The 14,034-nt window shown below is 51.5% G+C and carries 11 protein-coding genes and 1 other annotated feature; of the genes, 1 reads left to right on the forward strand and 10 read right to left on the reverse strand.

What is annotated here, in order from left to right:
• Positions 1–52 precede the first annotated feature (52 nt).
• The 3 genes from IC804_RS05060 to IC804_RS05070 form a co-directional block, all read right to left on the reverse strand.
• A complete protein-coding gene (locus IC804_RS05060) occupies positions 53–2,059 on the reverse strand; it encodes a vWA domain-containing protein (protein ID WP_011887917.1) in 2,007 nt (668 codons plus the stop codon).
• A 58-nt stretch (positions 2,060–2,117) separates the two neighbouring features.
• Positions 2,118–3,422, reverse strand: coding sequence for a bifunctional folylpolyglutamate synthase/dihydrofolate synthase (locus tag IC804_RS05065; RefSeq protein WP_008881095.1), 1,305 nt, complete (start codon positions 3,420–3,422; stop codon positions 2,118–2,120).
• Positions 3,423–3,552: 130 nt separating this feature from the next.
• Positions 3,553–6,174, reverse strand: coding sequence for a valine--tRNA ligase (locus IC804_RS05070; protein WP_272880107.1), 2,622 nt, complete (start codon positions 6,172–6,174; stop codon positions 3,553–3,555).
• 110 nt (positions 6,175–6,284) lie between these two features.
• Positions 6,285–6,639: a binding site (T-box leader), on the reverse strand.
• A 136-nt stretch (positions 6,640–6,775) separates the two neighbouring features.
• On the opposite strand from IC804_RS05070, the gene IC804_RS05075 reads away from it, so the two are divergent.
• Positions 6,776–6,964, forward strand: coding sequence for a hypothetical protein (locus IC804_RS05075; protein WP_008881097.1), 189 nt, complete (start codon positions 6,776–6,778; stop codon positions 6,962–6,964).
• Here IC804_RS05075 and ysxE read toward each other — a convergent pair.
• The 7 genes from ysxE to ccsA form a co-directional block, all read right to left on the reverse strand.
• The gene (gene ysxE / locus IC804_RS05080) at positions 6,961–7,992 is read right to left on the reverse strand and encodes a spore coat protein YsxE (RefSeq protein WP_008881098.1); all 1,032 of its coding nucleotides are present in this window, start codon (positions 7,990–7,992) and stop codon (positions 6,961–6,963) included. The two genes, IC804_RS05075 and ysxE, sit on opposite strands and share 4 nt — an antisense overlap.
• Before the next feature lie 43 nt (positions 7,993–8,035).
• Positions 8,036–9,100: a stage VI sporulation protein D gene (gene spoVID, locus IC804_RS05085; RefSeq protein ID WP_008881099.1), complete on the reverse strand. Its 1,065-nt coding sequence runs from the start codon at positions 9,098–9,100 to the stop codon at positions 8,036–8,038.
• A gap of 118 nt (positions 9,101–9,218) precedes the next feature.
• The gene (gene hemL, locus IC804_RS05090; protein ID WP_008881100.1) at positions 9,219–10,508 is read right to left on the reverse strand and encodes a glutamate-1-semialdehyde 2,1-aminomutase; all 1,290 of its coding nucleotides are present in this window, start codon (positions 10,506–10,508) and stop codon (positions 9,219–9,221) included.
• A 15-nt stretch (positions 10,509–10,523) separates the two neighbouring features.
• The gene (gene hemB / locus IC804_RS05095) at positions 10,524–11,498 is read right to left on the reverse strand and encodes a porphobilinogen synthase (protein WP_011887919.1); all 975 of its coding nucleotides are present in this window, start codon (positions 11,496–11,498) and stop codon (positions 10,524–10,526) included.
• Positions 11,499–12,269, reverse strand: coding sequence for a uroporphyrinogen-III synthase (locus tag IC804_RS05100; protein WP_008881102.1), 771 nt, complete (start codon positions 12,267–12,269; stop codon positions 11,499–11,501).
• Positions 12,269–13,198, reverse strand: coding sequence for a hydroxymethylbilane synthase (gene hemC / locus IC804_RS05105; protein WP_008881103.1), 930 nt, complete (start codon positions 13,196–13,198; stop codon positions 12,269–12,271). The genes IC804_RS05100 and hemC overlap by 1 nt, the downstream gene beginning before the upstream one ends.
• Positions 13,199–13,213: 15 nt before the next feature.
• Positions 13,214–14,029 (reverse strand): cytochrome c biogenesis protein, encoded by an 816-nt coding sequence (gene ccsA / locus IC804_RS05110; RefSeq protein WP_008881104.1) that lies wholly within the window; start codon positions 14,027–14,029, stop codon positions 13,214–13,216.
• Positions 14,030–14,034 lie beyond the last annotated feature (5 nt).

The following is a 14,034-nucleotide window of genomic DNA, read 5'->3' on the forward strand; positions in this document are numbered from 1 at the left end:
ATTTGTCGATATCATTTGATCTCGTCAACAAGCTTAGTTGTGTTGATGTCGATTACCATCGGTTTCGCCCGTCGTTATCACCGTGATCTTCCGGTTCGCGAACAATCACCGTCACGCTCGCCCGAATCGGCTGATGATCGCTCGTTTTCGCATTAGCAGTCGCCGTCACCGTCGCATAACCGACATCGTTGGCAACCAAAACCCACTCGCCGTTTTCACGGACAACCTCGACATACTCCGGTGCGGACGATTCAACGGAGCGAAGCGTTTGATCGGTCGCATTGTCTGGAATGAAGCGAAGCTGCGGCATTACTTCAAGCCGTTCGCCAACTTCCATGTACAGCACCCGGGGAAACTCCATCCGTTCGAGCGGCACGTATGCATCTTTCACTATGACCGTCGCAGTTTTGGTCACTGCCGGCTGCAACTGCCCGTATACATCACGGTACGTTAGTTCGGCCGTAAACGTATATGTCCCTTTTTGCTTAAAGGAGACGGAAACCGGAATCGTAATCGGCGCCGGCGCTGGCTTCCCGACTTCATACGGAATCGAAAACGAAATATACGCGTTTTGTTTGTCTTCATCTAGCCATACTTGGCCGTTTTCTGTAATGGTCACATTGCCTCCAAAGGAAGCAAGCGGAATACGAACCGTTCCCGTTAAAGTCGGATCGGTGGGCATTTGTGAAAACCGTTGAAACAGCTCAGTCAAGTTTTGCGGTGTTCCTTGCCGCACTTCCCCTCCTGCTGTCGTCGACAGTGCTCGCAAATAGTCCATATCGACCTCGTGATTGTTGCCAAAACCGATCGAATACAGCGTGATGTTGTTCATGACAAGCGTTTTTGCCACATTGACGGCATCACCGTAAGCCTTCCCTTCACCCCAGGCATAAGTGAACGAATAGCCGTTATCGTTGGAAAACAGCCACCCATTCACATAATCGATATGATTGTTGTAAAATAGCCGGTCATAACCGTCCTTATCGGTAAAGCTGATGCTCGTCATTTTTCCGTCGCTGTACAATCCATATATGAGCGGTAGGGAAGCGGTGATTTTTTCACCATCATCTTTAAAACCTTTCTTAATTTCCTTATGTGTAATCGAACTCGTTGTGTTTAGCACAGTCGGCATTCCATCAGTCAAAAAGATAATGTACTTTTTCCGCTCTGGATCGTTAAAATACGACTGAGCCAACGACAAGGCAGCCGAGTAGTTCGTCCCGCCGTTGGCCGTCAAACGGTTTCCTTCATCAAGTATGGCGTCTAATTGACTGATAACATTTGATTTCGATCCGAACGGAACAACACTTGTTGCCTTCACGTCATCAGAAAACGGAATCAGAGCAAACCGATCATTTGGATGATAATTGGTTTTGAAATAATTCACCGCTGCCTGCAAAGCGGATTTGGCGCTTTGCAGCTTCATCGTCGTCATGGAGCCTGACACGTCCATCACAAACACGACATCGATCGGCGGGCGAACAGGCGCCGGAACCCCACCTTGCGGGATGAGCGTCACATCGAGTCGTCCTTGGGCATCGCCGTCTGGCGGCTTGGCGTATTCTGGCTGTGAAAATGAGAGGGAAAAATCCAATTTCGCCGTGCTCGTCTCCGTTTGCCTCGTATATTCATAAGGCGGCTGCGGAAATGAAAAATACACCTCTTCTTGTCCGTTTCCTAACACCCGGTAAGCATCGACAACGATTTCATAAGTGGCCGTTGTTCCCGGAGCCGATGGCCATTTGCCGCGCATATCGAGCGAAAATGTATACTTTTTCTCGCCGTTCCGATCCGGCTCTACTTCCACCGCTTCCGTCCGGTAGCTGACAGCAGTGCCGTTTTGTCCTTTCAGCTGAATGCGAACCTCAAAAAAGCGAATGCTGTTGCCTTTTCCATCACCTTCTCCCGGAGCGGTCGCCCATCCTTCAATTTTCTCCTCGGAAACGGAAGTGATCGCTCCCTTTTTTGGGTCGGCATAAACGACATCTGCGGTGTTCGGCCATATACTTGCCATCAGCCAGAACAACATCCCCCATAACAGCCATCTTCGTCGCCGCATGCGCCTCCCCTCCCGTGCCAAAAGAACTATTTTTCTTTCATTATATCAATTCTTTTCATCAATTGGCATCGGTTTTTAAAAGTTTCCGCACTTCCGATAGAAAATAAAGCGATCCGGTGACAAGCAGCAGCTCATCATCCCCTATTTGTTTTTTCTTCTCACGGATCCAGCCGGTCCAATCGTCCGTGACCGCTTTCTGTGGATGAGAAGAAAGGGCGGCAAGTGCATCAGCCGCTGCGGCGCGTGGGAAATCAAACGTCGTAAACGTAATTGTCTCAGCCAGCTCGTCAAGCAGACGGATCATTCGTTCAAGCGGCTTGTCGGCCAACGCAGCAAACAACACATGCACCCGCTTGTCCGAGTAATGGGTGCGCACCGTGTCAACAAGAGCGCGAATACCGGCTTCGTTATGGGCGCCGTCGATAATGACAAGCGGATCATCGCTCACCCGCTCAAACCGGCCCGGCCAAGCAGCCATAGCGAGTCCGTCGTGAATGTGCTCCGGTTCAATCAAAAACGAATAGTTCAGCCGAAGCAATTCAGCCGCCATGACGGCCGTCGCCGCGTTTTCAATTTGGTGGGCTCCCGGCATGTGAATGCGTAAGTCACGATACTCAGCAAACGGCGTTGTGATGGAAAATTGCTCCCCTTCAGCGGTCGTTTGCTGGTGGGAAACGGAAAAATCAACGCCAAGCCAGTATGTTTTCGCTTTCCGCTCCGCCGCCGTCTTAGCGATGACCTCCCGTGCTTCCGGCTCATTCACCGCTGTCACAAGCGGAACCCCCGATTTGATGATTCCTGCTTTTTCGGCCGCAATTTGCGCGAGCGTATCGCCTAAAATGTTCATATGGTCGTAGCTGACGTTCGTAATGACGGAAACGAGCGGATAAATCACATTCGTCGAGTCCAATCGTCCGCCAAGCCCGACTTCAATAAGTACAATATCTTGAATCCGTTTTTTGCCGAAGTAATAGAGCATCATAGCGGTGATCACTTCAAATTCGGTCGGTCCACCAAGTTCTGTTCGTTCGAGTTCGTCCGAGAGCGGTTGAATGACTTGCACAAGCTCAACGATTTCTTCATCGCGAATCGGTTCGCCGTTGATGCTGATCCGTTCGTTAAATTGCTCAACGTACGGTGAGGTGAACGTACCGACCGAATAACCGGCCGCCTGCAAAATCGAACGCAAATACGCCACTGTCGACCCTTTGCCGTTCGTTCCGCCGATATGGACAGCACGGACGCGGCGTTCCGGATGGCCGAGCTTTTCCATCATCCATTCCATCCGGGCCAACCCCGGCTTCATGCCAAGACGTAGCCGCTCATGAATCCAAGTGACGGCTTCTTCATATGTCCGGATCATGCTGATGACTCCTCCCTCGAGAAGATGGATATAAGAAATTAGCGATTGACTAGGTGTTTCGCTAGCGAAAAAGACGAACCCGCATGATAGCGGATTCGTCTTCATCATAATCAACAAAAGAATTGTTTGTCTACCGTTTCAACTCGGCAAGACGCGCTTTCACTGCTTCGCGTTTTTCGATGTAATCTTGCCGCTTGCGCCGCTCTTCCTCGACGACATGAGCCGGCGCTTTTGCCAAAAAGCCTTCGTTCGCCAGTTTCTTTTCGACACGCTCGACTTCTTTGTTCCATTTGTCGAGCTCTTTCTCAAGCCGCTTGATTTCTTCTTCGATATTGATGAGTCCTTCAAGCGGCAAAATGAGCTCTGCCCCTGTGACGACAGCAGTCATCGCTTTTTCTGGCGCCGGAACATCCGTGTCAATGATCAATTCGCTCGGATTGCAGAACCGTTCGAGATAAGCGCGGTTTTTCATAAGCGCTGCGCGCACTTGTTCGTCTTTTGTCTTAATGTAGAGCGCAATCGGTTTGCTCGGCGGCGTATTGACTTCGGCACGAACGTTTCGGACCGCGCGGATAATGTCAACGAGCATCCGCATTTCTTCCGCCGCTTCTTCGTTTGACAGCTCCGGACGCACTTGCGGCCACGAGGCAACGGTAATCGATTCGCCGTCATGCGGCAAGTTTTGCCAAATTTCCTCGGTAATGAACGGCATGAATGGATGCAACAAGCGCATCGTATTGTCAAGCACATACGCTAAAACTGAACGCGTCGTCTTTTTCGCTGTCTCATCATCGCCGTAAAGCGGCAGCTTCGCCATTTCAATGTACCAGTCGCACAAATCGTCCCAAATAAAGTTGTACAACGTGCGACCGACTTCACCAAACTCGTATTTGTCGGCGAGCTTCGTCACCGTGTCGATCGTTTCATTTAAGCGCGTTAAAATCCAATGGTCGGCGACCGTTTTTTCGCCGCTCAAATCGAGCTCCTCATATGTCATGCCGCCCATGTTCATTAAGGCGAAACGTGAAGCGTTCCAAATTTTGTTAGCAAAATTCCACGTCGCCTCAACTTTTTCCGTGCTAAAGCGCAAATCTTGTCCTGGCGAGCTACCGGTCGCTAGGAAGTAGCGGAGCGCATCGGCGCCGTATTGGTCAATGACATCCATCGGGTCGACACCGTTGCCGAGCGACTTGCTCATTTTTCTTCCTTGAGCGTCGCGGACGAGGCCGTGGATCAACACATCTTTAAACGGTCTCTTCCCAGTGAACTCAAGCCCTTGGAAAATCATGCGCGACACCCAGAAGAAAATGATGTCATAGCCGGTGACAAGCACATCGGTCGGGTAATAGCGCTTGTAGTCCGGCGCTTCCGTATCCGGCCACCCCATTGTGGAGAACGGCCAGAGTGCCGAGCTGAACCATGTATCAAGCACATCCGGGTCTTGCTCCCAATTTTCAATGTCTGCCGGCGGCTCGTGGTCGACGTAAATTTCACCCGTTTCTTTATGGTACCACGCCGGAATGCGGTGCCCCCACCAAAGCTGACGCGAAATGCACCAGTCGCGAATGTTCTCAAGCCAGTGCAAGTACGTTTTTTCAAACCGCTCCGGCACAAATTGCACTTTTCCTTCTGTTTGCTGCATCTTGATGGCAGCTTCCGCGAGCGGCTTCATTTTTACGAACCATTGTGTCGACAAATACGGTTCAACAACGGCGCCGCTCCGTTCACTGTGCCCGACCGAGTGGACGTGTTCCTCAATTTTAAAGAGGACGCCTTGCTCTTGTAAATCACGGACGATTTGCTTCCGGCATTCAAACCGGTCAAGCCCTTGATATTGCAATGCGTTTTCGTTCATTGTACCGTCTTCGTTCATGACGAGAATGCGCGGCAAGTTGTGGCGGTTGCCAACTTCAAAGTCGTTCGGATCGTGTGCCGGTGTAATTTTCACCGCGCCGGAACCGAATTCCATATCGACATACTCATCAGCGATGATCGGAATTTCCCGGCCAACGATTGGCAATTTCACCATCTTGCCGATCAAGTGTTTATACCGCTCGTCATCCGGATGAACCGCGACGGCCGTGTCACCGAGCATCGTTTCTGGACGGGTTGTCGCTACTTCAATGTAGCCCGAGCCGTCAGCGAGCGGATAGCGCAAATGATAAAGCGCACCTTTCACTTCCTTGTAAATGACCTCGATGTCGGACAAGGCGGTTTTGGTCGCCGGATCCCAGTTGATAATGTATTCACCGCGGTAAATGAGCCCTTTCCGGTAAAGCGAGACGAACACTTCGCGTACGGCTTTTGACAGCCCTTCATCAAGCGTAAACCGCTCGCGCGTGTAATCGAGGCCGAGCCCTAATTTTGCCCATTGGCTGCGGATATGGCCGGCATATTCTTCTTTCCATTTCCACGTTTCTTCCAAAAATTTTTCCCGTCCTAAATCGTAGCGGGACAGTCCTTGTTGGCGCAATTTTTCTTCCACTTTCGCCTGGGTGGCGATGCCGGCATGGTCCATACCCGGAAGCCATAGGACATCATACCCTTGCATCCGCTTCATGCGCGTAATGATGTCTTGCAGCGTCGTATCCCACGCATGGCCCAAATGCAGTTTGCCTGTGACGTTCGGCGGTGGGATAACGATCGTAAACGGTTGTTTGTCCGGATCGCCGGTCGTTTCAAAAAACTTGCCTTTCAGCCACCAGTCATAGCGCCCCGCTTCAACAGCGCGGTGATCGTATTTTGGCGGCATCGACACTTCATGCTGTGCCACTTTTATTCCCTCCTTCATGTGATAAACAATGGCTGTGTTGCCTACAGGATCAACCGTCCGATAGGCAAGCAAAAAAGCCCCTTTCATCCAAAAAGGACGAAAGGAGCTGCTTTCGCGGTACCACCTTTTTTCTTAAGCCTAGAAGAACGGTGAAAAGGTGCCATTTTCCGAGCATCGGGCAATATTCCATCAGGAGCGGCCGCAAGGTTTCTCGACTTGCGTCTTTCAACGACATTCTCCTTTCAATCACCCGTCTCCTAGAGGCTTAAGCACTTCATTAGCATAACGGCATCAAGCCGGCTTCCCCTACTCAGCGGTTTCGCCTTTCAACGAAGCAGCTCAAGGGCGACCTTCCAACAGTCGACATCCTAGGAAATCTCGCAGCTTATGATTTCCCTCTCTGCAGGAGCGAACTGTTGTACTCCTCCCCGTCTTCGCTTTTTTCATCATTATTCGATTATTATACTACCATTGTCCATCATCTTTGCCAAGTTTTTATTTATTTATTCCAATTGCCTTAGGTGACAAATAATGGACCTTTTCATATTGTATAGTAAACCGGAGAAGGAGGGAAGTGCCGATGCGGCGATTTAACCCATATTCATGGCCGCCGTGGCTGAGGCAAGTGCGCGCCGTCTGCGCCCAAGTGATCATTCCGCTCACTATTTTTCAAGCCATTCGCACCATTTTTTTGCCAACGACGTTCGATGTCATTTTATTAGCCATCTTTGTTTTGATTGCTGTGGCGCTCCATTTGGAATGGATTTAACCGCTGTCGTCCCCTTGTTCTGGCTCTTCATGCTTGATCGCCTCTTCTTGCTGCCGCGCAGCGTCGCGTTGGACAAGATGCATCACAATCGCTTCCATGTTTTTGAAGGCAAAATAGCAGCGTTGCAAGGCGGCAACATATTTCCGCTCGTTCCGTTCCTTTCTCGGCGCAGCTTCATATTGTTCAAGGCAGCGGACAAACCCGCGCGGTTCGGCTAAATGGCTGTATAAAAATGCCCGTTCCCCGGCGGATAATGGGAGTTCCTTTTCGTATTCATCCATCCCCCTCATCCACTCCTGTCCAAGCGGCGGAAGCGTTTGGACATGAACGCGAAGTGCAGCGATCAAATCATATACTGGCGAATTCCAGTGCGCTCGCTCCCAGCTGATCCAATACGGTGCTACGTAATGAGAAAGACGCGCTTTTCCGTGCACCCAAGCAACTCGCCATTGTTTCGTTTCTTGGAGTGCCTCCTCCCAAGCGGTCAGCTGGTCCTCAGCAAACAAATAAGCGCGCATCACCTCATGAAAATACGTACAGCACTGCAGCTGAAACGGTGACATGTACCAGGCAGTTTCATACTGCTCGATCCGCTCTTCCCAAACCGTCCGCTCCCGCTGCCATTCCTCTTTTTTTTGTTTTCGATAAGCGGCGACCTCTTCCTCGCTCACTTCGACGGTGCGAACGGTAGCGCGATGGAGACGAGACAGTCCGTGAAAAAAGGCACGCACTGTTTCCTCCCTTGCTCTCGCTTCTCCATCCTGCCATGCGTGTAAATAATAAAGGCGGCCCCCCTCCGCCGCAAACAGCGACCGATGCCTCGTCCAATAAACCGGAGGGCAATGGCGGCCATAATAGTGAAGCGACTGCCAAATGGCGGCCGCCTCCTGCTCGCCGTCGAGCATTTTTAAGGCAAAAATACCGCGATCAGTGTACACTTTCGCCGCTTTGCCCCGCTGTTCGATGCGCTGTGGTTGAAGCCCATACTGATGAAGTACGGCGCGGTACGTTTCAGACCGTATGGCCATTGTTACGCCCCCTCACCGGCAAAAGAAACGGAAAGCGTTCCTTTCACGAGAAAGGACGGCTTCCCGCCAAGGCCGGAATATATAACAGCTGCCCTTCATGCACGTCCTCCGCGCTTTCCAAATCGTTGGCGCGCAAAAGTTGGGAGATCGTCACATCATACCGTTCAGCAATCTTGTCCAACGAATCTCCTTGTTGGACGATGCAAATTTTGACGGTTGTAAACTCTTCCGCTCCACTTTTGGCAAACAGCTTCGTTAAGTAAAGGGCGTTTTCACTTTTCACTTCCGTTTGTTGTTCTTCCTCGTCCTCTTCATCCATCGCTTTTTTGGCTGCGCCAATCGATACTTTCGCCTCCGTTGGCGGCGACAGATTATCAAGTTCCTCTTCTGCTTCCGCACTGACAGCTTTCGTTTCCGTCTCAATTGGCAAAAATGGCTCTTTTACGTCCTCTTTTTGATCAGACGGCGTTTCTTCATGGCGCACAGCCGCCAGTTCAAGCTCGGAAGACGGCGTTTCACTGACTGCAGCAATAGGCTGTTCGTTCACCTCATTAGCGGGGCGATCTTCCGATGCGAATGCTTCATCGTCGGTTGCCTCTTTGCGGGCGATTGACTCAAATGGGGTAAACAGCGGCTCCTCATCTTCGTCATCATCCGGTAAGTCATCGACGAGCGGCGCCTCACTAATCCCGCTGATCGAAATGTCTGCAGTCACAAGCAGCCTTCCGTTGTCACCTAAATCATAGTCGAATGATTCGACTGTCACGTATACATCGTCAAGTTCGCGAATACGGTTTTTCGGAATCGTAATATCAATTGGAAAACGGTGCAACAGTTCGCTAATGCCGTCTTCACGCACCGAAATGTGTTGAATGAATCGATAGCTTGCCGATTCAAACGTATCATCATCCACGTCCCTCTGCGGCGATTCGTCCGCTTGACGGAATTCTCCGCTTAACTCGAGCGCGCCGCGAATCGTAATATATTGGTCGTACTCGTCGACGGAAATGACCGGATCAAGAGAGATGGACAAAAACTCGGCGACTTCCTGTCCGCTTTTAAACCAGACTGATTCTTCCAATGAAAAACGCAAATACGATTGCTCCAACCGGGCTTCCTCCTTCCGTCCCCTCGACAAATAGTTTCTATGACATTATCCATTGTATGAACGGAAAAGAGGCGGTATGATAAAAAAATCGGGCTGCCCATACAGCAGCCCGATGGATTTAGCCGCGCAGACGAGCAAATACCCGCTCGGCAGCGGCGATCGTATATTCAATGTCTTCATCGCTATGAGCAGTCGACAAAAACAGCCCTTCAAATTGTGACGGCGGCAAGAAAATGCCTTCGTTCGCCATCTCCCGGTAATAGGCGGCAAACAGTTCCAAATCCGACGTTTTTGCCGTCTCGTAATTGATGACCGGCTCGTTCGTAAAGAAAAAGCCAATCATCGATCCAGCGCGGTTGATGGTATGCGGAATCTCATATTTTTCGGCAGCTTGATGCAGCCCTTCTTCAAGGCGCGCTGCCTTCCGACGAAACTCTTTATACGTTTCCGGTGTCAGTTGGCGAAGCGTTTCATAACCGGCTGTCATGGCAAGCGGGTTGCCGGACAACGTACCGGCCTGATACACCGGCCCGCTCGGTGCAACTTGCTCCATAATTTCTGCTTTACCGCCATACGCTCCAACCGGCAGGCCGCCGCCGATCACTTTGCCGAGGCACGTCAAATCCGGTTCAACGCCGTAATACCCTTGTGCACAATGGTAATCGACACGGAATCCGGTCATCACCTCGTCAAAAATCAATAGAGCGCCGTATTGTTTTGTCACGTCGCGCAGCCCTTCCAAAAAGCCAGGGACTGGCGGAACAACGCCCATATTGCCGGCTACCGGCTCGACAATCACCGCCGCAATGTCTTCACCAAACCGCTCAAATGCATAGCGCACGCTGTCCAAATCATTGTACGGAACGGTGATGGTATGCTGAGCGACTGATTGCGGTACGCCTGGACTATCCGGTAAGCCGAGCGTCGCCACACCGGAGCCAGCTTTAATAAGCAACGAATCACCATGACCATGGTAGCTGCCTTCAAACTTGATGATTTTGTTGCGCTTCGTGTAGCCACGCGCCAAACGGAGGGCGCTCATCGTTGCTTCCGTTCCGGAGTTGACCATTCGTACGATCTCGACGGAAGGCACCCGCTCGATCACGAGTTTGGCCAACTCGTTCTCAAGCAACGTCGGAGCGCCGAAGCTCGTCCCTTGTTCGGCTACCCGTTTTAACGCTTCAACAACTTGTGGATCGGCATGCCCTAAAATGAGCGGTCCCCATGACAACACATAATCGATATATTCGTTGCCGTCAATATCGTAAATTTTCGCACCTTGGCCGCGCGCCATAAAAATCGGCGTCATCCCGACCGATTTGAAGGCGCGAACCGGGCTGTTTACCCCACCTGGCATTAATGTCACTGCTTCTTCATAAGCCGCTTTCGACCGTTCATAACTTCGCACGATTCCGCCCCCTCTCTATTCAGCCAGCCAGCGAGCAACATCTTTCGCAAAATATGTGATGATTAAATCAGCGCCGGCTCGCTTCATTCCTGTCAGCATTTCCATCACAACTGATTTTTCGTCAATCCAACCGTTTTGCGCTGCCGCTTTCACCATCGAATACTCACCGCTCACGTTATAGGCAACAAGCGGAAGCGGAAACCGGTTTTTGATGTCGCGAATAATGTCCATATAGGCAAGCGCCGGTTTGACCATTAAGAAATCAGCGCCTTCTTTTATATCGGATTCTGCCTCGCGAAACGCCTCAAGACGATTGGCCGGATCCATTTGGTACGTTTTCCGGTCGCCAAATTGCGGTGCGCTGTCCGCTGCATCGCGGAACGGGCCGTAAAATGCCGAGGCGTACTTAATTGCATAGGACATGATCGGCACGTTCTCAAACCCCGCTTCATCAAGCCCATGGCGAATGGCGGCGACAAACCCGTCCATCATGTTCGACGGTGCGATGATGTCGGCACCAGCTTGCGCTTGGCTCACTGCCGTTTTGACGAGCAACTCGAGCGACGGGTCGTTGAGTACTTGCTCATTTTCGACGACGCCGCAATGACCATGGCTCGTATATTCGCATAAACATGTATCGGCAATGACGACCATCTCCGAACGTTCAGCCTTGATTTGCCGGATTGCTCGCTGGACGATCCCAGTTTCGCAATACGCCTGCGAACCGACTTCATCTTTTTCGTCCGGCACACCAAACACCATGACCGCCCGGATGCCAAGCTTCGCGATTTCATCGATTTCTTCCGTTAGACGATCAAGCGATAAATGGTATACCCCAGGCATCGATGGCACTTCGCGGCGAATGCCGCTTCCTTCGACGACAAACAGCGGATAAATAAGATCATCAACGCGAAGATGCGTCTCGCGTACCATCGCCCGAATGGCGGCTGTTTGCCGCAGGCGACGATGGCGGTCAAATGACAATGACATTTATCGTCCCTCCGTGGAAAAATATTGTTCCATCGCTTTCATTATACCATCAGCCGTGTAATCAGCTGGACAAATATGTACTGCTATGCCTTCCTGCTCGGCTGCCTTTTTTGTCACCGGTCCGATGCAGGCGACGGTGACTCCGGAGAGAAGCTCGTTCGCTTCTCCGCCAAGAAGACGGGCAAGGCTGCGGACTGCTGATGGGCTCATCAAAGTGAGTACATCCAACTTCCGTTCGCGCAGCAGTGTCAACAACTGCTCTTCTCCGCTCGTATCCGGCATGGTGCGATACACAATAAACTCATCAACTGTTGCCCCAGCCTCTCTTAACGCCTCAGGCAGCGTCGGGCTCGCCAAGTCCCCCTTGACAAACAGCACCCGTTCGCCCTGTTTCAAGCGCGGTGCAAGCATGGCAGCGAGCCGTTCAGCGGTGAAATCATCCGGCACGAGCACCGGTGAAACACCGTACTCAGCGAGGGCAGCTGCCGTCTTCCGTCCGACGACAGCGATATTCGGCAACGGCCGCGACAACGAAACGTGCGGAAAAAAGAAGCGAATGGCGTTCGCGCTCGTCAAGACGAGCCATCGGTATTCCTCAAGCCGTTCGGCGAGCGCGGCAATCGCTTCCGGTGTCGCCGCTGGCCGGATAGCTATGAGTGGGATTTCGATCGGCACCGCACCAGCGTCGCGCAGCTTGGCGGAAAACGATGCCGCCTGCTCCTTGTCACGGGTTACAAGCACTGTCTTGCCAGCCAGCGCACGATTGGTCATTAGTTGCCCAGCTCCTTTTTTACGCGCTCGATCAGCTCTTTGGCCCCTTGCTCACTCAGGAGGGCAGCTGCCTGTCGGCCGACCTCTTCCGGATCAGCGCCAATGACGATTTCTTTGTATTTCTCTTTGCCGTCTGGGGAGGCAACAAGCGCAGTAAGATGCACCATTCCCTCCTTCACTTCCGCATAGCCGGCAATCGGCACTTGGCATCCACCTTCCATCTGCTGCAAAAAGGCGCGCTCCGCCCGAACTGCTCGTTCCGTCTGTTCATCATTCAGACGGCTCAGCCACTCGCGCAACTCCACATCATCTTCACGGCATTCGACAGCAAGCGCTCCTTGGCCAACCGCCGGGACGCACACATCCGGCGACAAATATTCGCTGATCACGTCATCGCTCCAGCCCATACGCGCCAAGCCGGCAGCCGCCAGCACGATGGCGTCATAATCTTCGTTTTTCAGCTTCGCCAGCCTTGTGTCAATGTTGCCGCGGATCCATTTGATCGTCACATCCGGCCGATAGGCGAGCAACTGTGCCGAGCGGCGCAGACTGCTCGTACCGATGACCGCCCCGCTTGGCAAATCGGAAAGCGACAGATTCCCCTTGCTGACGAGCACATCACGCACATCCTCACGCCGCGGAACCGAGCCGATCACCAATCCGCTCGGCAGTACTGCCGGCATGTCTTTCATACTGTGGACGGCCATATCGATGCCGCCGGTCAGCATTTCATGCTCAATTTCTTTCACAAACAGCCCTTTGCCTCCTACTTTGGAGAGCGTGACATCGAGCACGCGATCTCCTTTCGTGACGATTTCTTTTACCTCAAACGTAAACGGCGCCCCGAGCCGCTTCAATTCGTTAATGACCCAGTTCGTCTGAGTCAAAGCAAGCTTGCTGCGCCGCGAGCCAACGACGATGTTTCGCATTTCGCTCCTCCTCAATTACGCATACCAAAAATGGAATTCTGACAAACTGCCAAACAAGAAAAAGTTGATAAGCAAAAATAAAAATGAACCGATATTCCATAGCGCGATCGTCTTCCCTTGCACCTGTCGGACGATCCGTTTGTAAAAATAGACGCCATAAACGAGAAGAACGACAAATGATCCAAGCACTTTCGCGTCATACCAATGGAAATAATCGATTTGAATATACGCCCAAATCATACCGAGAATAAGCCCTAATAACAACATAGGCAAACCGAGCAAATTTAAAACATACGACGAAAAATCGAGCTTCGACAAATCAGCCATCCGCCAAAGACGAGCGTTCCACTTTTTCTTTTTCAACAGACTGTATTGCAACATGTAAAGCACCGAGAAAAGAAATGACAGTGTAAACGCTGCATATGCCCCGAAGGAAAGGGTAATATGGATGACCAGCAGTTCGGAGACAAGCCGTTTGGCGACAGCCGGCGATTGCGAGGACGGCACGAACGTATGAATGGCCAAAATAAAAAAAGCGAGTACGTTCGTAAAAAAGACGATAAAATCAACACGCAACAGCCGGTTGATGACAAGCGACAGCGTGATAAGCAGCCAGGCGTAAAAATAAAGCCCTTCCGACATCGTTAAAATCGGAAAGCGCTTTGTTTCCATGATGCGGAAGGCGAATGTCAATGTTTGCAACAGCCAAACGACAGAAAGCAACCAGAAGGCGGTTTCATTCGCCTTCCGGTTTTGCTGCAAAAAATCGATAAAATAGAAAAGAATCGAAGCAATGTAGAGCAAAATAGACAGTTCATACAACGCCACCATCTATC

This window comes from Geobacillus sp. 47C-IIb, assembly GCF_014679705.1.
Taxonomy (GTDB): domain Bacteria; phylum Bacillota; class Bacilli; order Bacillales; family Anoxybacillaceae; genus Geobacillus; species Geobacillus thermodenitrificans.